Below are 21,462 nucleotides of genomic sequence, written 5' to 3' on the forward strand. Positions count from 1 at the left end.
AACCCAGTTTGAGCCGGTGCAACCAGGCTATTTCGGGAATGTAGGAAAGAGCACCGTGGACGGACCTGGGGTTGCCAAGATGGACTTCTCGGTGTTCAAGGCGTTTGCGGTTGGCGAAGGGAAGAGCCTGCAGTTCCGGGCCGAGTTTTTCAATTTGCCGAATCACCCGAACTTCGCTGGACCGAGCATGGCCGTTTTCGAAACCAACGGACGGCGCGTTGACAATCCAGGGCGCATCACAAAAATGGTTGCTACTCCGCGGCAGATCCAGTTGGCCCTCAAGCTGGAGTTCTGAAGGCGGAACCATTTGACATTGAGACTACGTTGTAGGAGACTTCGCCACGTTCGAAGGTCAAAACCATTTCGTTAAGCGCGGCTTGCGAATTTCCAGTTTTTTGATCCGTTCCTCAAGCGTGTCCCTACCGAGAACTTCATCGGCAGTGTGCAGTGCAAGATTTACGCTCAAAGTCTACCGCGATTGCGTTGTTGGCAGAACTATTTCCTTTCGGGAAGCTGCGCAAATTTGATTATCGGCTGACTGGGTGTAAAGTTGGGCAGGCCTCTGCAATTTGGTCCGATCTGAAAGTCGATCATTTCGTTTAACGTTGCGCGGTTTTGATCAAGCTGCTCTTCTTTCGTAGCGGTGGTGGAGTCCGCCAACTTCAGGGAACTCCACTATTCCACCGCGATCGGGCTTGAAGACCTCTCGTGGCTGTGGAGCGTTTTTCTCCAGGGCAAGATGGGTTCTGGTTCTCTCGTAATATTGAAAATACGACCGCAGAATCTTCCGCAGGGAAGTTTCGTTTAACACCAAGAAGTGGTCGAGACATTCTCTCCTGATCGAGCCTATCAATCGTTCCACGTAGCCATTTTGCCAAGGGGAATGTGGAGCCGTCAGGACTTCTGCTATGTCCATTGACTGTACCGTTTCTCGGAAAATATTGCCGTAGCATTTGTCTCGGTCGCGGATCAAGAATCTTGGACCCGTATCGAACGGGAAGGCTTCGCGCATTTGTTGGGCCGCCCATTCCGCAGTGGGATTGGCCGTGACGTTGAAGTGAACGACGCGACGGCGGTGATGTTCCAACACCACGAAAACGTACAGGAGCCGAAAGTTCAGTGTTGGCACGGTGAAGAAATCTGCCGAGACCAATTGCTGGGCGTGGTTCTTCAGGAAAGTCCGCCAAGTTTGAGACGGAGGCTTGCGCTGCATGCCCATGTACTTAGCGACCGAAGTCTCCGAAACCTCGAATCCCAGCATTAGCAGCTCGCCGTGAATTCTCGGCGCACCCCAGGTCGGATTCGCCAGTCTCATTTTGCGGATAAGGGATCGAACCGCAACCGAAAGTTCTGGCCTGCCCGGTCGGCAACCTCTGGATTTCCATGTCCAGTACAATCGAAAACCTTTGCGATGCCAAGCAATGACGGTGGCAGGTTGGACGATCACGAGGGCAGACTTCCAACCCGGCCAGACATTGGAGAGCCAGACCCAAAAGATGCGATCTGCAGTCTTGAACCGAATTCGACCCTGTTTGGTTCGTTGCAGAACATTCAATTGATGCCGCAAAGCGACAATCTCCAGCTGCAGACTAGCACGCCGCAGAAAGAAGGACTGAACGACGAAAAAGAGAGTGGAAAGTATGGTTTTCATGATGCCAGAGAGCGCATCAGGACACCACTCTAACTTCAATCATTTAAACCAGATGGGATTTACAATAGGGACAGGAATCGCGAGGAAAGCCACAGCTACAAAAGTATCTACAGTGGATTTCAGAGCGGGCCGGAAACGGCCCGCATCTAATTGAAAATGTTGGTCGGGGCGATAGGATTTGAACCTACGACCCCCTGCGCCCAAGGCAGGTGCGCTACCAGGCTGCGCTACGCCCCGACTAACTCTGATTAGTATACTCTGCCACCGTATCATTCCGGAAAGTTTGAACGAGTGCTGGCCGCTCCTTTGCCAGATCGAGGAGAGATGCACGACACGAAGTTGGTGAAAAAAATGACTCGACTTCTAAAAGGATGATGAAAATAAAAAAGGCGCGCACAAAGCGCGCCCTTCAACTAGGCTTGGCCAAAAACCAGGAGATCAATCTCCCGTCCAGATATCTTTTCTAGGGCAATTTGGCATCCATTCCACGCTATTTGGGGGGGGCTATTGAACTCAATCAGATACGATCACTAACGATGCTCCCTAGTGGTAGAGGCAAGAACATCTCTGCATTTTGGAATCGGTTAATCCGTGATTATGTACATTCGGTTAATCTTTTGAGTGACTATTTTTGTGAGAAGAATCAGAATTGGCATCACATTTTTCTTGACTGTTTCGTGGAATCGAACATAATAGGCGGTGTCGACCCCCAGTCGGCATTGTCCAGATTCGCTCGCACGGTTTTACGGCGATTTTCCAAAACCCAATTTGAGCACTCTCACCGCTGAACTCACCGCACGTGAAGTATTGCGCTGTTCCTGCTGCACATTGGTCCAATTCCGGACCACCACAAACAACTGCCGGCGCTGCGACAAGCCGTTGCCGCTGGCCATCCGCTACGAAGCGCCGCCGGAAAGCACGGGAGGTCTAATTCCTTTCCCGTCCGACCGGCTAGCCCTTCAGCCGCGCGGGAAGACGGCTCGTGAACTCACCATTGGCCGTAAGCTGCGCGATCTGCGCGAAGCGCGCCACCTTACGCAGCAGGACATGGCCGCCAAGGCGGGCGTCCCGCGCACCTATATTTCCCGAATTGAAAATGCACGTTTGCTGCCTGGCCCCGTGATGCTTCTTCGCATCGCCGACGCATTGGGCGTCGCCATTCTCGATCTGCTGCCCACCGGGAAAAATCTTCTCGGAACGGTGGCGTTTGAGGATGAAGGTTACTGGACGAGCATAACCGGTCTATTCGCGCAACTGCGACCGGGCGATATGGCAATGGTCGTGGCCAAGGCTCGTGATATGGCCGAAGGCATCAGCACCCCGAGCATGGTTCCAGAACTTATGCCCATGCTGATGGCAAAGTAGTTTTCCCAGCGGGCTCCTCGCAGTCGGCCAGCAGTTGAGTTGGGTCGACCGGACCTCTTTTCTTTCTCCTATCCTCGTGGACGGATCACCGGTATCAGCGCCGGCGATCCGTCTTGTTTTTTTAGACACGATGGCTTCACCTCATGCCGTGAATTGCGTCGACGCTACGGTGAGCTGGAATCTATAATGGCTTCGCATACAAGTAGGAATGTGGTCGGGGCAAGGAGGATTGGAATTGCGCTGCGCACATCGCAACCGGATCGGAGAGCAGTGCCGTGACCAAGCGACTGCCAACAGCCAGCTGTGCGCATATCATGCCGGCATTTTCGAAGGTCGGGAAATGGGAAGCTCATCGGAAGATACCCACAGCTCCAACTCAGGTGGCATGGGCCGGCAATCCCGGTTCCCATTCATCTACCGCGTAGCCGCAGGGCTGCTGCTGCTCCTCTTCCTGATCGAGATTGCACAATCGCTGCGCGGCGGGCTGGACTTCTAATCGGGGTTTTCTTCGTCGCCCTATCAGCCAACGATATCTTCTCCGCCATCCACGCCCAGAGTATTTCCAGTCAACCAGTACGTGTTGGGTAATGCCAGCACTCCGATTGTAGCGGCGATATCTTCCGTAGTAGTCAGGCGTTTGTAGGGATTACGAGCCTCTGCGTCGGAAATCAATTTATCGCTCCCGGGAATCTTGCGCAATGCAGGCGTATCGGTAACTCCAGCACGGATGGCGTTAACTGTGATCTTGCGCGGCGCAAGCTCCATGGAAAGCTGGCGAACGTGCGATTCCAGAATCGCCTTGGCGGCGGAGACCGCGCCATAGGAGGGCATCACTCTTGTGCCGCCGGAGCTGGTCATCGCGTAAATACGACCGCCGGCCTCCATCACACCGGCACCCACCACCGCTTGCACCCAATAGACCAGGCTGTGCCCCATCACGTCAGCGGTCATGTCCATCTGCGCTCGCGTTATCGTCGTCTCGCTGCCCACTAGCGGATGAAGCGAACCGAAAGCCAAGGAATGCATGAGCACACGAACCGTGCCGGACTTTTTGGCGAACTCTTCCTGAATCTTCGCCACCACCTCTTTGCGCTTCTCCTCATCGGAGGCGTTCATATTGAAGAAAATAGCCTCGCGCCCGTAGCCTCTAATTTTGCCGATCACTTCTTCGACATGAGGCATAGTCCCGCGCCGGTCCAGGTGCACGCCAAAGATGTTGTAACCCAGCCGCGCCAGTTCCAGCGCGGTGGCCTCGCCGAACCCGCTTGAACTGCCCAGTATCAGTGCCCACAGTTGCTTTTCCATCGTGGTTTTCGTCAAACTCCTCGTCTGATTTTTCTTCACCGTGCTCAAGAACTCCGCACACCATACTATCTTGCGGAGCGTACCAATACTGCATAACCCACATCAATTTTCATTGGATACTTCAGTCAATGCCTCGCGCAATTCGAATTGCCGCGCAGTGTCGCTGATGGAGGAGATGTGAATCTCCACGGTCCGCCTGCCGGGAAATGTTCGCTTCATGGCCGAGCCTAGCTTCTCGCCCCATTCAATCAGCACCACGGCATTTTCGGCCAGCAGATCGTCCAGCCCGAGTGTCATCAGGTCGCGGGCATCCTCAATGCGGTACAGATCAATATGATATACGCGCGGAGACGATTTGCGAGCCATTCCGTATTCGTGAATCAAAGTGAAGGTAGGGCTGGTAACATCCTCCATCGCCGCCGCACCCAGCCCTTCGACGATGCCCTTGGTCAGTGTCGTCTTCCCCGCTCCCAGATCCCCGAGCAGGAGCACCAGCACCGGAGGATTGAAGTGGCGGGCAATCCTCCGGCCCAATTCGATCGTCTCCTCCGGCAAGTGAGTGATAAATTGGACGGGCTGTACCGGCGCGCTACTCAAGTTGACTCCGAATCATCTCCGCCGCATCCGGCAGAGCGTCGATCAGGTCCGTAGCGATTAGCGAAAGTTCGCCCTTGCGAGCTGCCGCGCCATCGCCCGCTGCGCCATGCCAGTAGACTGCCGCGCTCACAACTTTCTCCACCGATACATCGGGGTGCTGCCCAAGCAACGCGGCAATCATTCCCGTCAACACATCGCCCGTGCCTGCGGTGGACATTCCAGGATTTCCAGTGGGGTTCACGTAAACTTGTCCGGTAGGCTCGGCAATGAGCGTGCGAGATCCCTTGAGAACGAGATAGACATGATGTTTCATGGCAAAATCGCGCGCCACATCGACGCGGCGCAATTGGATTTCACTGACGCTAAGGCCCGCCAACCGGGCCATCTCCCCGGGGTGCGGAGTCAGCACCAGAGTGCGTCCCTTGCCATCCAACAACTCCGGCGCGCCAGCAAAAGCGTTCAATCCATCGGCGTCGATGACCATCGGCGTGGACGAAAACTCTTGAACGACTTTACGAACGAACTCGGCTGTCTGTGTATGTGTGGATATGCCAGGTCCAATGGCGATCACTGCTTTGTCTCGCGCCACCGCCGCGAATCGCCCTCCATCAAACGCCTGTGTCGAAATGGAACCTTCGCTCGACTCAGGAAGAGCCTCCGTCATAAGCGCGGGAGAGGCGGCGGCTACGTCTGGTTGAGCGCTTTGCGCGGTGGCGAGCGTTACCAAGCCGGCTCCGGCCCGCAGGGCGCTCAAACCAGCCATTCCAGTCATGGCGGCGGCCCCGCTTTTGCCACGGGACCCTCCCACTACCAACACATGTCCGTAACTGCCTTTGTGGGTATCGGCAGAACGTGGCGCCAAAAATGGCGCTACATCCTCCGGGCCGAGCAGGTTTAAAAAATTTGCAGTTTCATTGCTATAGGCGGATGGCGGAGTCCCCAGGGGAACGACGACCAATTCACCCACGTTCTCAGAATTTGGCGGGAAAATCTGGCTGGGCTTCGGAGCAGTAAAGGTAACAGTGCAACATGCTTTCAAGGCTGGCCCCAGCGGAGCGCCCGTGTCGCCAGGCATGCCCGAGGGCATGTCCACCGCCACTATCTTTGCATGTGCCAGAGTCGTGGTGATGTCAGCGATTATCTTCGCAAAAAATCCGGCGACGGGGCGGTCAAGGCCTGTGCCAAGAATGGCGTCAATCAGTAGAGTTACCGGCAGTATTGCAATGCGAGCGGCGGTCCATTCTAGTTCGTTGCGGGCCACCAACGGCTGCACTCCCCACTTCAGCAGCAGCTCATAATTCGCGCGGGCATCGCCTAGAAGCTCGCTGGGATCAGCCAGCACGACCACTCGTGAACGGAGGCCGCGCATGAGCAGATGCCGGGCCACGACAAAACCGTCGCCTCCGTTGTTACCCTTGCCGCAGACAACACCGATCCGCTCGCGGCCGAGCGCCGGAAAGCGCCGAGCGAGCGTCTCGACCACGCCGCGTCCAGCATTCTCCATCAGCACACGCCCGGGAATGCCCAACTGTTCGATGGAGACGCGGTCGGCCTCGTGCATCTGCTTTGCGGTCAGAATTTTAATGGACATAGCTGATTTTTATGGCGCTATCGAACGGTAATCGCATGAAACATATCAGCATCCGGCAACCATTCGTCCGTCCAGTCATCCAATACCTTGGCGCTTCGAAAATGCAGCTAGGGCGCCAAGAATTAGTATAGAGGAAATCTGCGCTAGAATAGTGGCAGCGGCTTTAGCGGAGGTTCATAACGCCATGTTTTTTGATCCCATGTATTTCTTATTCATCGGACCCGGATTACTGCTTTCCCTGTGGGCCAGTTTTCAGGTGAAGCGGGCGTTTGGCAAGTATTCCAAGGTGCGCTCAATGCGCGGTATGTCCGGCGCGGAGGCGGCCGCCGAGTTGCTTCGCGGTGCCGGCATCACTGACGTGAAGATTGTCCGCCACCAGGGCATGCTCACCGACCACTACAATCCGCTCACCAAAACACTGGCACTCTCCGAGCCGGTGTATGACTCCGACTCGATTGCGGCCATCGGCGTGGCTACGCACGAAGCCGGACACGCCATCCAGCATGCCCGCGCCTACGGACCACTGTGGCTGCGCTCGGCGCTGGTTCCCACCGCCAACATCGGCTCCAGCCTCGGCTATATTGTCATGACCGCCGGCCTGATGTTCTCCTCCGCCAATATCGTGCTGTTCGGCGCTGTGCTGTTCTCCGCCGTGCTGCTGTTCCAGATTGTCACGCTGCCGGTGGAGTTCAACGCCTCGAACCGCGCCAAGGCCCTGGTGGTAGATTATGGCATCGTAACGGCGCAGGAGCGTGAAGGCATCGACAAGGTTTTGAACGCGGCGGCGTTGACTTATGTAGCCGCCGCCATCAGCACGCTGCTCACGCTGCTCTACTTCCTCATGCGCGCCGGACTGTTCGGCGGACGCCGCGACGATTAGAGCGCGGCCATCACCGCGCGATATTAATATGAGATCAGTGCAGACGATCTTAGCGATTGGCGAGCGTCTCTAGCCCCGGCTCTGCCAATAGATATTCATCCGCCGTTACCAGCGTCAGGCCATAGACAATCGCAGTGGCGGCCAGCAAGCGACCAATGGGATCGCGATTATCCAACCGAAGCTGACGGGTCGCCAACGCCACCTCCCGGGTAACCGTGGCTTCGCGCACGGACACCCGACTGTTGGTGTCCAACAAGTATTCCACCGGAATATCCAATTTCAGACGGCCACGATCCACCAGATTTAATATCTCCCAGAGGCTCAGAGGCGACAGCCAAAGTTCGTTTGTGGAATCTTGCAGGGCATTCTGCACGGGAACACTGAGCCGGTTGGTTTGACCGCGTAGCCAAACCCAGATGTGAGTATCCAGTGATAACTTCACGAGTTCAGCGCTTCCCAATCCTCTTCCTCTGACGCTGGCGCTACGATGTCTCCCAAGATATGAATCGAGCCTTCCAAATCTCCGAGTTTCCGCTTCGCGTTGGACTTCTCCGTGGGGGGCTTTATTTCTGCAATCGGTTTTCCGAAACGAGTGACACTGACTGGCTTGCCGGTTTTGCGCACGCGCTCCAGCACCGCCAGGCAGGTGGCCTTGAACTTCGAGATGGCGATCTGCTCCATAGACAAATCGTACCATGGTCAATTCCCCCGCCCCTCGCCCCGCCACCGCCACAGGTAATACACCGGGATGCCCAGCAACACGATGACCAACCCCGGCCAGGTGTATAGCGGCTTGTAGATGAGCAGATTGATCTCCATGAAGCCCACCAGGATGAAGTAGAGGATCGGCAGCCACGGGAATCCCCAGGCGGAGACGGGCCGCTCAAAGCCCACGCGTCGGCGCAAAGTGAACATCACGGCCAACGTCAGCATCAGAAACAGAAGGCTGGCAAAGGTGATGTAGTCCAGCAGTTGTCCGTAGGTCCCGCTCAACGTGAGAATGCTGGCCAACAAGCCTTGAATGATCAGCGCGGTTACCGGCGTCCGGGACTTCGGGTGTATCTGCGCGGCGGACTGGAAAAACAGCTTGTCGCAGGCCATGGCATAGAACACCCGCGCGCCCGCCAGGATCAATCCATTGTTGCAACCGAAGGTGGAGATCATAATGGCCGCCGCCATCAGATACAATCCGGCGGAGCCGAAGATCACTTGCGCGGCGGCGATGCCCACGCGATCCTCGGCGGCGTATTGAATGCCGCGCACCATGAGAGTCTGCCCGTCGGGTGAGCCCTGAAGAGGCAGCACCTGCAAATAGACAAAGTTCGTCAGGATGTAGATAGCGCACACAATTCCCGTGCCCAGCAGCAATGAAAGTGGGAGATTCCGCCTCGGATTTTTCACCTCTTCGCCGGTGTAGGTAATGTAGTACCAAGCGTCCGCCGCGAACACCGGCCCTACCATGGCTACGGCGATCAAGGTTAGGGTGGCCATGCTCCAGTCGGCATCTCCCCAAAAATTACCATTGCCATAATTGGCCTGTAACGCCTCCGCGCTGCTGCCGATCCATATCCCCAGCAAGGCGAGTATCAGTAAAGCGCCGGTCTTGGTGAAGGTGAAGAGGTTCTGCACCGCCACCCCCAGGCGAACCCCGAAGCAGTTCACTGCGGTCAGCAAGGCGATAGAGAGAATGGCGAGCAAATTTTGGGTATTCAGTCCGACATCATAAGGGCCAATGTTGAGCGCACCCATCGAATAAGGCCCAAACGTCCCAATGTGCCACAGCCAACTGGCTGACGAAATGCTTGGTAAAATTACGCCGGCAAACTTGGCGAAGGCAATGGCTACCGCCGCAACGGTTCCCGTTTGAATGACCAGGAACAGCGTCCAGCCAAACACAAATCCGGTCAGCGGCCCGAAACCTTCGCGCAGAAATACATATTGGCCGCCAGACTGCGGCATTGCCGCAGCCAGCTCGCCGTAACAAATGGCGCCGATCATGGTGATGATGGCAGTGACAACCCACGTGGTAAGCATCAAACCGGGCGAAGGCAACTGGCGCGCCACGTCCGCTGTAACAATGAATATCCCGGAGCCGATCATGGAGCCGACCACCAGCGTGGTCGAGTCCATCAGTCCCAGGCCGCGCACTAGTTTGACGGGTTCCCCGGCTGAGGGCTTCTCAGTGAAAGCCTCGCTGGCCATGCGCTCACCTCATTCTCCTGCTACCGCTTGATTCCTAATATTACATGATGCTGCATGCTTCTCTCGACGCCAGTTTCCGACGATGCCGTGTCAAAATTTTAGCATACAGATTAGAACTCAATTTGACCCGTGAGTGCTCGATGCTTCACTTTGAGAATGAAATCAGGAGGCCAGACGGGATACACTTTCATTAGCGACCGTTCTTGAGGAATTACACGTTTAGCGCAGGGAATTTGGGAGGAAAGCAATTATGCGAGCTATCCATTCTGGCGGGGCTGGCGCTATCTTTCGTCTGCAATCCCTCACCCTTTCCGCCTTCCGCGGGTCCAGCGCGAAAGTCCTGCTTCTGCTATGGCTGGCCTCGGCCAGCGCAGGAATTGCTCAGGAGCTCGCCGCTCCCCGCCCGCAAAAGATCCAGCGTGCCAGCAACGAATCCTATGAAGACATTTTGCGGAAAGTGAAGGAGAACGACTCCGGGGTGGTCTACCGGGAGTTTCGCCTGGCCTATGCAGAATCGGCTCAATACAAGCCCAACGCCGACCCGGAAGCGCGCAAGTCCATGTTTGCGGCCCTGGCAGAAAAAGATTTCAAAAAAGCGGCCGAGTTGGCCGATACCATATTGCAGGACCGATACGTGGATATCTACGGCCATCAGGTGGCCTCCGTGGCATACCGCGAACTGGGTGATCGCGCCAAGTCGTCCATTCACGGCAGCATCGCCCGCAACCTGATTCAGTCTATCGTGGAGTCAGGTGATGGCAACTCCGCGCCAACCGCCATGCTGCTCATCTCCGAAGAGGAGGAGACCATCATCCTGCAGGCACTGTCGTTGAAGATGGTGGGTCAGGAGTTAATGGACCAGGACGGTCACACCTACGACCGCGTTGAAGCGATGGAACCCGGCGAGGGGCTGGTTACTCTCTTCTTCAACCTGGATGTTCCGATAATCAAGATGCGCGAGTCGATCGCCGACATCAAAGAATAATCAAGCCCCGATAAGCTAGAGTGGCTGTCAATCAGGTCCGTAGGTTGGTGAGAATTTCTCTCGCCCGGGTCTCCAATTCCCCAGTGGTTCGGCAGTTGACAACGAGCCCGCTGATAACGGCCACCGCATCCGCTCCCGCCTTCAGTACCGCCGCGGCGTTAGCCCCCGAAATCCCGCCAATAGCGACCAAGGGAAGATCGGTCAGCTTGCGCGCTTCTTTCACCAACCCAGTTCCCACGAGCGGATCAGGGTTCGCTTTGGTCGCCGTTGCATACACGGGACCAACGGCCAGGTAGTCGATGGACATCGCAGCAGCTTCCCGGATTTGAAGTAGATTGTGAGTTGAGAATCCTATAATCGCCGGGGTGGGCAACAATTTCCTTGCGGCATCCGGCGGAAGATCGTCCTGTCCCAGGTGGACTCCACCCGCATCACTGAATAAAGCCAGATCAGCGCGATCGTCGACGATGAATATCCCGCCCGCACGACGAATCAGCTCCGACAATTCCTGGCATTCCTCGAAGTGGATTCTCCGCAACGTATCTTTGTGGCGATACTGAATCACGCGAATGCCGGCCCGCAGCCAGGCGCTGACAATCTCCCTGGCGGGAAGCGCGGGTCCTGACTGCGTGTCGAAAATCGCGTACACAGGAGCAGCATGGAAGGCAACGGCGATGGATGACGGAAGGATTTCCAATGGATTGATAACCGTTAAGGAAAGGAGCTACTGGCGAAAACTATTGCCGGACCAGTGATGGCTTGGCGCAGAAACGATCCAGCAGATTTTCATTATAGCGGCCCGACCGAAACGCCGGGTCCGCAAGGATGCGGCGATGCAGCGGAAGAGAAGTCTGCACTCCCTCAATGATGAACATCTCCAGAGCGCGCGACATGCGCTGCAGCGCCTCTTCGCGATTGCTGCCGTGAACGATTAGTTTGGCAATCAATGGATCAGAACCAGGTTGAATGACGCATTCGTAATAGCATGCCAGGTCCGCCCGGACGCCGGTCCCGCCGGGAACATTGAACGCCTGAATCTTGCCTGAGGACGGCATGAAATCCGTGGGGTTCTCGGCATGGATGCAGCACTCAATGCTGTGGCCGCGAAGTTTGATGGGCTTGCAGATAATATCCCCCAGCGGCGCGCCGGTCGCCACCAGAATCTGGCTCTTGACCAAGTCGATTCCGGTAACCATCTCCGTTACGGGATGCTCAAGTTGAATGCTGGAAGTCATCTCCAGAAAATAAAGGCAGCCCTGTTCATCCATCAGAAACTCAATGCTGCCTAGGTTGGTATAGCCGATTTCCGTCATAATTCGTTCAACGGCCCGGCCCACTTCCTCTCGCTTCGCCGCGTCCAGCGCGACCGAGGGGCTCTCCTCGACAATTTTCTGATGACGGCGCTGAATGCTGCACTCCCGTTCCCCCAGGCTGATGGCTGATCCATGCTGATCGACCAGAACTTGAAACTCGATGTGTCGCGCGTTGGGAATCAACTTTTCAACAAAAACCTCGTCGCAGCCAAAGGCGGCCTGCGATTCGCGGCGGGCCGTCTCGAACGCGGACTCCAGTTCATCTGCTGAGGTGGCCGCGCTCATGCCGAAGCCGCCCGCACCGCAGAGCGGTTTGATCAGCACGGGATAGCCGATACGCCCCGCCCATTCAGCCGCTTCCTCGACCGTCTCCACCGCGCCATCCGAGCCGGGAAGGATACAGATGCCGAGCGACTCCATGCGGCGACGTGTCTTGCATTTGTCGGCGCTCAATCGGATGATCTCCGGCGATGGACCGATAAAGGTGATTCCGCAGGCATCGCAAACATCGGCGAAGCTGGGATTTTCAGCGAGGAATCCATAGCCGGGGTGAATCGCGTCGGCCCGAGTGATCTCTGCGGCACTGATGACACTGGGGATGTTGAGATAGCTGGAGGTGGGATTGGCCGGTCCGATGCACACGGCTTCATCGGCGAAGCGAACATGCAGGGATTGGGCGTCCGGCTCGGCATAAACCGCGACGGTAGGAATGCCCAGTTCCTTGCAGGCATTGATTACACGGAGAGCAATCTCCCCGCGATTGGCCACTAATACTTTGTTAAACATCCGTTTGAGTATCGCTCAGGGCCGGTGCGGACGGCCTGGTTTGCTACGATGCTGCCCATGCTCCGTTCTGGAATTCAACTTCTACCGCTGCAAACTTTTCTAGCGTTTACGACCCGCGGCATTTGGCCGAATGTCAAAGAGAGGCTGTCCGAATTCAACGGGCTGCCCATTCTCGACGTAGCACTTCACTACTTCTCCCTCGATCTCGGACTCAATCTCGTTCATCAGCTTCATGGCCTCAATGATGCAAAGTACCTGCCCAATGCGCACACGAATGCCGGGCTCGACAAAAGGCGGTGCGCCGACCGCGGGAGCCGAGTAGTACGACCCCACCATGGGCGATTTGATGGTCTGAACTTCCTCCGATGTGGTCGAGGAGCTTCCACTGCCTGGGACCATCGAGGGCGGCGGAGTCGGAAGTGTGTTGCGAGCACCAGCGCCGACAGGGGGCCCTGCCTGAGAGTTCGGCGGTGGCATCCCCGACATCCCCACGGGGGGCTGTGACTGCCAGAAGACGGGCTCTCCGGCTGCAGGTGCAGATCGACGGCTTATCTTGATACGGAAACCGGAGCGCTCCAATTCAAACTCCGCGATGCCCTTTTCCGTTATCAACTCAACGATGTCGCGTATTTCTTTAAGGTTCATGGAACTCTTCTAGGTAATTCTGCCATTCGCCCAGCACGCCAGTGCGGGAAATGCTACAGCTCGGCCTACAGTTCGAGAAAACTCTTGGCAGTTTGCGTTAATACTTCTCCGTGATTTTTTCGGACAATTACCACATCTTCAATCCTGACGCCGCCAACGCCGGGAATATAGGCACCCGGCTCAATGGTAATAGCCATTCCTTCTTCCAAGACAGCGGATTGCTTGGCAGCCACACGGGGGTTCTCGTGTACCTCAATTCCCAAGCCGTGGCCGGTGCTGTGGGTGAAGTAATGGCCAAACCCTCGCTTTTCCAGGACCCGCCGCGCTGCCCGGTCCACCGTCCCACATTCAATCCCAGCGCGAACCGAATCTTCGGAGGCCAATTGGGATTCCAAAACCGCCCTGTACATGGCCTTGGCCTTCGCCGGAGCCTTGCCCCAGTAGACGGTTCGGGTCATGTCGCTGCAGTACCCGGACAGTATAACACCGAGGTCGAATAGTACGAATTCATTTGGTTTGAGCCGACAAGAGGTGGGGCGTGCGTGCGGCAGCGCGGTCCGATCTCCAAATGCGATAATGGTCTCAAAGGCTGTTTTTTCACCACCATAGAGCCGCATCCGATATTCTATCTCGGCCGCCAATTCGGTTTCTGTGATGCCATTCTTCAGCAGGAGCAGCGTCTCCTCAAAGCAACGCGAACCCAGATGTACTGCCTTGCGTATCAATTCAATTTCATCGGGGTCCTTGACCATGCGCAGGGCTTCCACCTGTCCTGCGGCGGAGACCAACCGTGCCTTAGCCCTATTCGCGCTTCCGGCACCCACGAATACCTCGCGCAACTTTCCAAACTGGTCAACGGAGAGGGTACCGCTGTCATAGCCCACTCGGCCTAACTGCTTCGCGCTGCCCCAGCGAGCGGCGGCCATCACCGCATCCCCTTTGCCGATGATCACCTGGGCACACTTTACTTCGGAGTGTGATTGCAGGTCGTAGCGTGAATCCGTAAAGAAAGCCGCCAGTGCAGGCGTCAGCAGCAGGGCTCCAGAGCTGCCTGTAAACCCAGTCAGATACTGCACATTGGGTAGCGCGCTAACTAACAATGAATCTAGCCGTGCGGCCTGCATTCTCTGGCGCAAGCGGGATATCCGCGCATCATGAGGCGCGGCTGTCCCCTTTTGAGCGCTGATTCCGGATTTACCTGCAATAGATTTAGAAGAAATAGCTTTCCTCCTGAAAAAGGCAAGAATTCCCGGGCTGGGAGTCCTTGCAAGGAGCAAGAGTAGGAGTGGATTACCCTTGAACGATCTTGGGAGTGATGAAGAAGAGCAGTTCGTCAGTCTGGCTGCGGGTGAACTTGCGCTTGAACAGATTGCCCACCAGCGGGATGCTGCCCAGCAGCGGGACTTCCTGTTCGGTCAGCGTATTGCTGGTTTGGATAATGCCGCCAAAGAACACCGTGCCGCCATCACTGACCAGGACTTCGGTGTTAGCTGCCTGCGTATTCAAGGCAGGAATACCCAGGATGCGCGGGATACCGTCGTTGATCGAGGTGTTTTCGATTTCCGCCTTCAGGAAAATGGTGCCCTCCGCAGTGATCTGCGGAGTAACAGTCAAGCGTAACGTCGCATTGATGTACTGCACGGCGATGGTGTTGTTGACGCTGGTTTGAATGGGGACGCGGACGCCTTGCTCCACGCTGGCTTGCACGTTGTTCTGCGTGATGATCTTCGGACGGGAGAGGAGCTTGCCCAAGCCTCGTCCTTCCGCTGCGGTAATAATGGCGTCCAGCGCAAAATTGCTGCCGCCACTCAACAAGAAACTGAATCCGGAGGTGGCGCCCACCGCTCCAAGATTAACGGCCAACGGCTGGGCAACGTTGGCGAAACTAGGCGCCTCGCCGGGAATCGGAGGGTCGGGAGGCGTTCCAATAAACAGCGGTGGCGTAATACCTCGAGATGTGGGGCTGGCACCGACAATGCCGGCACCGCCTAACACCACATTTCCGCTCAATCCGGAGGCCGCCAATTGCGAACCAATGTCGCGAGCAAACGAGCGGCCGGCCGCCACGATGCGAGCTTCGATTTCCACCTGCTGCGTCTTGCGGTCGAGTCCGGAAATCAGGCGATCAACGCGGGTGATGGCCTCGGCAATGTCGGTGATTATCAGGGTATTGGTGCGCGGATCAGCCACCAGGTCGCCACGAGCAGTCAGAAAGCGCTTCAAGAGTGTGATTAGATCGGCCGCCCGCGCATAGCTCAGGGTGCGCGTAACAGTATCCGTGGGCTCGGCCTGCTGACTAGCCCTGGCCAAGGTTTCCTGTTGCCTTTTTTCGGATTCAATCGTCGAGAGCTTGGCGATACGCACAACATTTCCAGTTACTTCCTTACCGAGCTGATTGTTGCGCAGAATAACATCCATGGCCTGATCCCATGGAACTTCATCCAGCACGATCGTCACCATCCCAGACACGGCGGGATCGAGCACAATGTTCAGGTTGCTTACCTCGTGCATGAGCCGAAAGAAATCCTTCAAATCCACGTCCTTCAGATTCAATGAAATCGGCTCACCTGTATAATTGGGGGACTGGGCAGCGGAAGGAGCCGCCGCTGGCGCCGGGCGGGCGGGAGTAGCCTGGGCCATGAGTACTGAAGGCTGTGCAGCTCGCTGTGCCATCAAGACCAATCCGGACTGCTCCGCCGCAGCGCTGTCCGTATTGCCAGACACCGCGATCGCCATGGCAGGAGCAGGTTTCATCGCCGTTTCGGCGAAGCTGGCGGGAGCATCTTGAGCTTTCTCCGGAGCATTCACCACAGCCTTCGCTGAAGCATTCATTGGCTCGGATTTCCATGCCAAGGGCTCGGCTGAATGAGAGTCCCCAGCCGGAACTGCACCGACACCGGCACCGTTGTTAGAAGCCACCAGCAACGGCTTAGGCTGAGAGATCGAATGGTCATTTTTTGCTTCAGATGTCTGCTTCGCGGCAGATTCAATTGAGGCAGCCTTCAAAGGTGTCGCGGGAGTCTGGTTACCCGCTCCGACCGCCGCTGATTGCGGGGCCACAACCAGTCCCGTGGCTTCCTTGCGAATATCGTATGTTACTTTTCCATCCAGGTCCATTACCACACGGGCCATCGGCGGCTTGCTCTTGTACTGCGCAATACGCACGGTCTGCAAAGGCGTGGTGCCAACCGCCAACTCGGATTGCTTGATCCGGTTGATCGTATTGGGCAGATCGAGAACAAGACGGTCCGGATTGGACAGCTTCATCGTCTTGAAGGTCATCTCGCCATCAGCAATGATCTCCACTTCGAGGCCTTCGCCGTTCTCTGGCTGAATGACGGAGACTTCCCGTAAAGTAACCACCTTGTTCGCGCTTACCGCAACCGGTTCGACCGATACTTTAGAAGCAAGCTTACTGGCTGGGACCGCTGCGCTCGCCGGGGCCGACATAGTGCGACCCGCACGCGCCGAAGTTTTCACCACCTGAACCTGCAAGCCCCCGGCTATTGCTCGCGGCGTAATTTCAGCTTCTTCCTTGAGGGTCAACTCGACGCCGACATGAGGCTTGTTGTCTGCCCCTTGGTACGAAAATACCAGGTAGCTGTTTACCAGCGGGGATTGGACAAGTTGGCTATCGGCTGACAGATCGGTCGAGACTCCGGATAGGTCCAACAGGTAGAGCTTGGGGCTCACCTGCGATGGAGTGAACGAAACCGCCGAAGGCAACTGCAGCGTGATGGTGGTTGCCTGCGCATCCACGTCAGTCTTCAGCCCCAACAGTTTTCCTGACGCCGAACCGGCGGCAACTGTTGCGGTCGGGGCCGCGAGCATGCTCATCACGAACAAGAGGAAAAATCCACCTCGATACTTCATCAATGTATCTCCCTGCGTGGCTTTAATTGCATCGATCTTCATAATTTCGCTGGCCTCCGCGCCGTTGGCAACCTGCTCCGGCCGATTTGCATAACTACAGGCTTAACTCGAACCTGCGACTTACTGCGATTTCTATACTCCGCCAATCCGTTTGACCACTTCGCGCGAGCGTGTCCTGCCGGCAGCATCCACCGAGCGCTCCTCAAACGTCACGCTGTCAGGCGTAATGTTGGTGACCGCTCCGTTGTACAATTCATCCCGTACGTAAAGAAAATATGAACGCTTGGTCTTGTTGTCGACCACAGCCACCCATTTCCCATCAATGTTGCGAACAATGCCCTGCACAACGAGCTGCCCGATCACCAGTCCCGCCTTGCCCGCGGGAAGACGTGCGGGTAAAACGTCTCCCACTTTCTTGTTGGAGACCAATGGACGAAAGGGATCCCGGCGAGGCGGGCGGATAGGCGCTGCTGCTGCTGCGGTTGCCCCCGCCGGACGGGTCGGCGCCGGAGCCGCCTGTGTTGCTGGACGGGGCGAAGCTGGCGTGGCGGCTGCTCCGCCCCGAGCCTGCGCTGCCTGTCCCTGCGCCGCTCGCGCCTGTCCGCCGGTGGTCTGAGCCTGGGCCAGCATGATAGAGGACACACCCGACACGATGGTCATGACAATGGTCATGACAGGGGTTGCAAAAATTTGTCCGGTCTTGGCCTTCATATCGATCACGGCCTCCTGAAATTATCTGCCAGCGGCTGGCGGACGAGCCGCTGCGCGCCCTCGCGCCCCGGCGACCGGAGCAGTTTCCGGCACATCTTCGCGGGTAAAGAAAGTTATCACTGTGCAGATCGCCGATACGGTTGAATTCGGGCTAATTGCATATCGCCCGCCGACCCTGCCGGACTGAAGACCGCCCATCTTCAGGTCCGAAACATTGGTGATTCGCTCGACGCGTCCGAGACGGTCGTAGAACTGCATGACGTCATAGTAGGTTCCATCGAGTTCGATCTCGAAAGGAACTTCCACGTAGTATTGCGCGTTTGTCGGAACCTTGGAGGTAATGCGGCGAACCAGAATTCCCGAAGTGCTGGCCTCGGTCTGGAGTAAGCGAATAAAATTGTCAACTTCCTTCTCATTCGGCACGATGCGCTGCAGCGTTGCCAACTGATTTTCGAGCTGCTTGTTATCGGCTTCCAGCCCGCGCAACCGCTCTCGGAACGGTCGCAACGGCGTAACCTCAGCCGTCAGCGCGGCCACCTGCTTCGTTTTGTCCACATTGGCAACCTTCACCGGCTGGAGCACTACATACTCGGCCCCGCCTGCTACCAATACCCCTGCCATAATCACCACTACAGCTTGGACTGCAGGGGAAAGATCACTAAGTTTTGGTAAAGCCATTGTTTTCCCCTCCTGTTTACGAGGCTGGCGCACCCGGCCGTGCCGGCGAATTGGCTGCTGCTGCCGGTGGCGAGAACAAGATGTCAACGGCGAACGTGAAAGTTTCCACCTCGCCGGCGCGGGCATCTTGCGAAGTTTCTTTTAGATCAACAGATCTGAATTGTTTACTGGCCTGCAAGCGAGTCATCAAATCGGCGACTGCGCGCATGCTCAACGCTGTCCCATTGAGTGTTAGTTTATCCTTGACCTTATCGAACGAAGTCAGCCAAAGCGTATCGGTGGAAGAAACCGCACCCGCCAGAGTATTCAGCAGAATGACCGGGCCAGCCTGTTGCGACTTCAACTGCTCAATCACATTGATGCGGGCCGTCAGCAATTCCTTCCGCTTGGAGAACGTATCATACTGGCTCTGCACCTGGGCCAGTTCCGCCTTTTCGCGCTGCAGTGCGGCAATTTCCGTGTCCATCTGCACGCCAACCGCCACCAACTTGTTGTATCGATACCATTGAACGGCCGCCGCCAGCACAATCACTCCCAGCAGCAGGCCGAGGATAACGCCGCCGCCGGCCGGCGCGAACGTAATCGGCGCGCGGGCGGATCGTTTCTTCTTGCTTTTCGCATCTCCCAGCAAGTTTACGCGAATCATAGATCTTCAAAGCTCCTTAGCGCCAGCCCGACAGCCACTGCCAGGCGAGGAGGATTGGCCGAAACAATTTCCCCGAACTCTGCTTCATTGTAGCGAATGCGGTGCAGCGGATTGAGCTGCTCGACGGGCAAACCCAACTCCTGTTGCAACAGATCCGTCAGTCCATACACGCGCGCCGAACCGCCAGCCAGGTAGATCTTGCGAATCTGTTCACCGGCCGCCGTAGCGCGAAAGAAGTCGAAGGTACGCTGAATTTCGAGCACGATGATCTCAGAAACCGACTTCAGCACCGGCAACCGCGCTTCATCGCTGATCCCCGGCAAGGTAACTCCGGTCTTCAGCGTTTCCGCTTCATCGAATCCCAGATCGAGTTCCTTCTGCAGCGTATCGGTATATTGATTGCCGCCCACCGAAACGTCGCGCGTGAACAACGGCACGCGGCCCTTGATGATGTTGATGTTCATCACGCTCGCGCCCAGATTCAGTAGCGCCACGGTTAGATCGGGCGGTGGCTCATAGTTGTATTCATAAACATTCTGTAGCGCGAAGGCATCAATGTCCACGATGGTTGTCTCGCGTCCCGCCAGCCGGATGACATTGGTGTAGTTCAGTATCTTGTCCTTCTTAACGGCCACCAGGAGAACGTCCATATTCGCATTTTCAGGGCTGGAGTCCAGTATCTGGTAATCCAGGTTCACTTCGCCAATGTCGAAGGGGATGTGCTGCGCGGCCTCCATCTGAATGGTGTTACCGAGTTCTTCGTTGGACATCGGTGGCAGAGATAGCTTCTTAACAATCACCGAGTGTCCGGAGACAGAGGTGGCCACGGACTTGGTGCGAAAATTATGGTCAGTCAGTATCCGTGAGATGGTGTTGGAAACCTGACCCGTATCGACAATCGCACCATCCACGACGATCTCGGGGGCCAAGGCCTCCAAGCCCATGTGGACGACTTCGATGTCCTTGCCGGTTCTCTTCAGCTCCACGGCCTTGATTGAACTGGAACCGATATCGAGACCGACTACCTGTTTTGATCCGCCTAGTCCGAACATAATCCCCCCGGTCGTACTAACGGGCTTGCATTACGCGCGCTTTCCGATCCGTACCCTTAATACTGTTACGACTGCTACTGCGCGATTGACTCTGCTTTTCCATCCAACGGTCCAAGGCGGTCTTCTTCAATCTCCACCGGTTGCCTAGCTTGAAGGCCGGCAGCTTGCCCTCGGACAAATATTTATACAATGAATCGGCCGAAACGCCCAGGTAGCGCGCCGCTTGAGCCACGTCCATAACTTCGCGCCAATCGGACAACTTCGGCATCTCCGCGATTTCCAACCCGGAACAACTCTTTCAGAAATACAGTCGAACCCTGATCTTGCTGCATTGATCCTATCCTATCACTACGCCTAGGACCAGGACTGCCCAATATACTTTTTTTCATGGAATCACCCCCTAGTTTATTTCATTTGGGTGTGAGGGGTATTGTCGAATTGAATACGAGGATTAGTCAAGAGTATGTCCCCATAGGAGGTGCGGGAAGGCGCTTGACAGATTGTGTCTTGGTTGAATAGAATGGCCTTCGAGACAACCTTGTTATTATTGGGTTGCTGTTTAGAGGGGAGATTTTGCAAATGTTGCGAATGAATCCGAAGCAGATATTAGCCGTTACCCTTGCTGTCTTAATGCTGCGCCCTTATCCGATGCAGGCCGCTTCGCCGGCTGCTGTTCTTGGTTCGATATCATCGTACGGTGCGGTAACGGTAGGTGAGATTACCGCCCCCGCGGAGAACACTTTGTTCTCTGGCGACCTCGTGAATACGCACGTGGGCAGCGCCGTGGCCCAATACAAAGCGGGCACACGCGTTCTGGTAGCCAAAGAATCTTCCGTGCATTTCTCGGCTGATGCCGTGCAACTCCAGAAGGGGCAAATGACTTTCCGCAGCGCTTCTGAACAAGGACCCATCTTTCAGGCATATTCTCTTCGCTTGGAGCCGGTCACTCCCCAAAGTTCAGCCAATGTTGTAGTTCTAGATGGAAAAGCTAGCATCGTAGTTACGGAAGGCTCCGTCCGCGCCGTGGACCCAACGGGGGTTTCTTTGGCCTTGATTAACGCAGGCGAAACCAAGCTTTTTGCGATGGCCTCCGCCCCGGCCGCGCCCGCCGCACCGGCTGCATCACCAGCAGCATCGGCCGCGCCGGCGTTTATTGCTGGATCCCTGCCTATTTTTATTTTG

Annotated in this window: 21 protein-coding genes and 1 tRNA gene; 5 read left to right on the plus strand and 17 right to left on the minus strand. The window is 56.3% G+C overall.

Features of this window, described 5'->3' with window-relative positions:
• Positions 1 to 79 precede the first annotated feature (79 nt).
• Positions 80 to 295, plus strand: coding sequence for a hypothetical protein (locus EXQ56_12555; protein ID MSO21262.1), 216 nt, complete (start codon positions 80 to 82; stop codon positions 293 to 295).
• A gap of 324 nt (positions 296 to 619) precedes the next feature.
• Here the strand turns inward: EXQ56_12555 and EXQ56_12560 are convergent, their stop codons facing one another.
• Together EXQ56_12560 and EXQ56_12565 are read right to left on the minus strand one after the other, a co-directional pair.
• Entirely contained in the window at positions 620 to 1,651 is a 1,032-nt protein-coding gene (locus EXQ56_12560; GenBank protein MSO21263.1) for a transposase, read from the minus strand.
• A 160-nt stretch (positions 1,652 to 1,811) separates the two neighbouring features.
• Positions 1,812 to 1,888: transfer RNA gene (locus EXQ56_12565), tRNA-Pro, on the minus strand.
• Positions 1,889 to 2,350: 462 nt separating this feature from the next.
• On the opposite strand from EXQ56_12565, the gene EXQ56_12570 reads away from it, so the two are divergent.
• Entirely contained in the window at positions 2,351 to 3,016 is a 666-nt protein-coding gene (locus EXQ56_12570; GenBank protein MSO21264.1) for an XRE family transcriptional regulator, read from the plus strand.
• A gap of 519 nt (positions 3,017 to 3,535) precedes the next feature.
• Here the strand turns inward: EXQ56_12570 and EXQ56_12575 are convergent.
• From EXQ56_12575 to EXQ56_12585, 3 genes are all read right to left on the minus strand, one after another.
• Positions 3,536 to 4,321 carry an SDR family oxidoreductase gene (locus EXQ56_12575; protein MSO21265.1) on the minus strand — a complete coding sequence of 262 codons (786 nt, stop codon included), beginning with the start codon at positions 4,319 to 4,321 and terminating at the stop codon, positions 3,536 to 3,538.
• 102 nt (positions 4,322 to 4,423) lie between these two features.
• Positions 4,424 to 4,885 (minus strand): tRNA (adenosine(37)-N6)-threonylcarbamoyltransferase complex ATPase subunit type 1 TsaE, encoded by a 462-nt coding sequence (gene tsaE / locus EXQ56_12580; protein MSO21266.1) that lies wholly within the window; start codon positions 4,883 to 4,885, stop codon positions 4,424 to 4,426.
• A gap of 25 nt (positions 4,886 to 4,910) precedes the next feature.
• Positions 4,911 to 6,503 carry an NAD(P)H-hydrate dehydratase gene (locus EXQ56_12585; protein MSO21267.1) on the minus strand — a complete coding sequence of 531 codons (1,593 nt, stop codon included), beginning with the start codon at positions 6,501 to 6,503 and terminating at the stop codon, positions 4,911 to 4,913.
• Positions 6,504 to 6,693: 190 nt separating this feature from the next.
• Between EXQ56_12585 and EXQ56_12590 the strand changes: the two genes are divergently transcribed.
• Positions 6,694 to 7,389 (plus strand): zinc metallopeptidase, encoded by a 696-nt coding sequence (locus EXQ56_12590; protein ID MSO21268.1) that lies wholly within the window; start codon positions 6,694 to 6,696, stop codon positions 7,387 to 7,389.
• 49 nt (positions 7,390 to 7,438) lie between these two features.
• Here EXQ56_12590 and EXQ56_12595 read toward each other — a convergent pair whose 3' ends face one another.
• Complete coding sequence (locus EXQ56_12595; protein ID MSO21269.1) at positions 7,439 to 8,035, minus strand: type II toxin-antitoxin system VapC family toxin; 597 nt, start codon at positions 8,033 to 8,035, stop codon at positions 7,439 to 7,441.
• 53 nt (positions 8,036 to 8,088) lie between these two features.
• The gene (locus EXQ56_12600; protein MSO21270.1) at positions 8,089 to 9,591 is read right to left on the minus strand and encodes an amino acid permease; all 1,503 of its coding nucleotides are present in this window, start codon (positions 9,589 to 9,591) and stop codon (positions 8,089 to 8,091) included.
• A gap of 250 nt (positions 9,592 to 9,841) precedes the next feature.
• Here EXQ56_12600 and EXQ56_12605 point away from each other — a divergent pair, with 250 nt between their 5' ends.
• Positions 9,842 to 10,576 (plus strand): DUF4919 domain-containing protein, encoded by a 735-nt coding sequence (locus EXQ56_12605; GenBank protein MSO21271.1) that lies wholly within the window; start codon positions 9,842 to 9,844, stop codon positions 10,574 to 10,576.
• Positions 10,577 to 10,607: 31 nt separating this feature from the next.
• Here EXQ56_12605 and thiE read toward each other — a convergent pair whose 3' ends face one another.
• The 10 genes from thiE to EXQ56_12655 all read right to left on the minus strand — a co-directional run bounded on the left by thiE (position 10,608) and on the right by EXQ56_12655 (position 20,518).
• Entirely contained in the window at positions 10,608 to 11,282 is a 675-nt protein-coding gene (gene thiE, locus EXQ56_12610) for a thiamine phosphate synthase (GenBank protein MSO21272.1), read from the minus strand.
• Between the two features lie 31 nt (positions 11,283 to 11,313).
• A complete protein-coding gene (locus tag EXQ56_12615) occupies positions 11,314 to 12,675 on the minus strand; it encodes an acetyl-CoA carboxylase biotin carboxylase subunit (protein MSO21273.1) in 1,362 nt (453 codons plus the stop codon).
• Between the two features lie 99 nt (positions 12,676 to 12,774).
• Entirely contained in the window at positions 12,775 to 13,320 is a 546-nt protein-coding gene (gene accB / locus EXQ56_12620) for an acetyl-CoA carboxylase biotin carboxyl carrier protein (protein ID MSO21274.1), read from the minus strand.
• Between the two features lie 65 nt (positions 13,321 to 13,385).
• Positions 13,386 to 14,444: an aminopeptidase P family protein gene (locus EXQ56_12625; GenBank protein MSO21275.1), complete on the minus strand. Its 1,059-nt coding sequence runs from the start codon at positions 14,442 to 14,444 to the stop codon at positions 13,386 to 13,388.
• 166 nt (positions 14,445 to 14,610) lie between these two features.
• The gene (locus EXQ56_12630) at positions 14,611 to 17,235 is read right to left on the minus strand and encodes a type IV pilus secretin family protein (protein ID MSO21276.1); all 2,625 of its coding nucleotides are present in this window, start codon (positions 17,233 to 17,235) and stop codon (positions 14,611 to 14,613) included.
• A gap of 90 nt (positions 17,236 to 17,325) precedes the next feature.
• Complete coding sequence (locus tag EXQ56_12635) at positions 17,326 to 17,904, minus strand: hypothetical protein (GenBank protein MSO21277.1); 579 nt, start codon at positions 17,902 to 17,904, stop codon at positions 17,326 to 17,328.
• A gap of 21 nt (positions 17,905 to 17,925) precedes the next feature.
• Positions 17,926 to 18,708, minus strand: coding sequence for a hypothetical protein (locus tag EXQ56_12640; GenBank protein ID MSO21278.1), 783 nt, complete (start codon positions 18,706 to 18,708; stop codon positions 17,926 to 17,928).
• Positions 18,599 to 19,228, minus strand: coding sequence for a hypothetical protein (locus EXQ56_12645; GenBank protein MSO21279.1), 630 nt, complete (start codon positions 19,226 to 19,228; stop codon positions 18,599 to 18,601). The genes EXQ56_12640 and EXQ56_12645 overlap by 110 nt, the downstream gene beginning before the upstream one ends.
• The gene (pilM, locus tag EXQ56_12650; protein MSO21280.1) at positions 19,225 to 20,280 is read right to left on the minus strand and encodes a type IV pilus assembly protein PilM; all 1,056 of its coding nucleotides are present in this window, start codon (positions 20,278 to 20,280) and stop codon (positions 19,225 to 19,227) included. The genes EXQ56_12645 and pilM overlap by 4 nt, the downstream gene beginning before the upstream one ends.
• Before the next feature lie 16 nt (positions 20,281 to 20,296).
• A complete protein-coding gene (locus EXQ56_12655; protein MSO21281.1) occupies positions 20,297 to 20,518 on the minus strand; it encodes a DNA-binding protein in 222 nt (73 codons plus the stop codon).
• Between the two features lie 341 nt (positions 20,519 to 20,859).
• Between EXQ56_12655 and EXQ56_12660 the strand changes: the two genes are divergently transcribed.
• A partial coding sequence (locus EXQ56_12660; protein ID MSO21282.1) for a hypothetical protein occupies positions 20,860 to 21,462 on the plus strand: 603 nt, incomplete at its 3' end.

The organism is Acidobacteriota bacterium (genome assembly GCA_009691245.1).
GTDB lineage: Bacteria > Acidobacteriota > Terriglobia > 2-12-FULL-54-10 > 2-12-FULL-54-10 > SHUM01.

Coding starts and splice junctions, on each gene's coding strand:
- EXQ56_12555 (MSO21262.1), top strand. CDS start 80: ATGGACTTCTCGGTGTTCAAGGCGTTTGCGGTTGGCGAAGGGAAGAGC.
- EXQ56_12560 (MSO21263.1), bottom strand. CDS start 1,651: ATGAAAACCATACTTTCCACTCTCTTTTTCGTCGTTCAGTCCTTCTTT.
- EXQ56_12575 (MSO21265.1), bottom strand. CDS start 4,321: ATGGAAAAGCAACTGTGGGCACTGATACTGGGCAGTTCAAGCGGGTTC.
- EXQ56_12590 (MSO21268.1), top strand. CDS start 6,694: ATGTTTTTTGATCCCATGTATTTCTTATTCATCGGACCCGGATTACTG.
- EXQ56_12600 (MSO21270.1), bottom strand. CDS start 9,591: ATGGCCAGCGAGGCTTTCACTGAGAAGCCCTCAGCCGGGGAACCCGTC.
- EXQ56_12605 (MSO21271.1), top strand. CDS start 9,842: ATGCGAGCTATCCATTCTGGCGGGGCTGGCGCTATCTTTCGTCTGCAA.
- EXQ56_12615 (MSO21273.1), bottom strand. CDS start 12,675: ATGTTTAACAAAGTATTAGTGGCCAATCGCGGGGAGATTGCTCTCCGT.
- accB (MSO21274.1), bottom strand. CDS start 13,320: ATGAACCTTAAAGAAATACGCGACATCGTTGAGTTGATAACGGAAAAG.
- EXQ56_12625 (MSO21275.1), bottom strand. CDS start 14,444: ATGCAGGCCGCACGGCTAGATTCATTGTTAGTTAGCGCGCTACCCAAT.
- EXQ56_12630 (MSO21276.1), bottom strand. CDS start 17,235: ATGAAGATCGATGCAATTAAAGCCACGCAGGGAGATACATTGATGAAG.
- EXQ56_12635 (MSO21277.1), bottom strand. CDS start 17,904: ATGAAGGCCAAGACCGGACAAATTTTTGCAACCCCTGTCATGACCATT.
- EXQ56_12640 (MSO21278.1), bottom strand. CDS start 18,708: ATGCCCGCGCCGGCGAGGTGGAAACTTTCACGTTCGCCGTTGACATCT.
- EXQ56_12645 (MSO21279.1), bottom strand. CDS start 19,228: ATGATTCGCGTAAACTTGCTGGGAGATGCGAAAAGCAAGAAGAAACGA.
- pilM (MSO21280.1), bottom strand. CDS start 20,280: ATGTTCGGACTAGGCGGATCAAAACAGGTAGTCGGTCTCGATATCGGT.
- EXQ56_12655 (MSO21281.1), bottom strand. CDS start 20,518: ATGGACGTGGCTCAAGCGGCGCGCTACCTGGGCGTTTCGGCCGATTCA.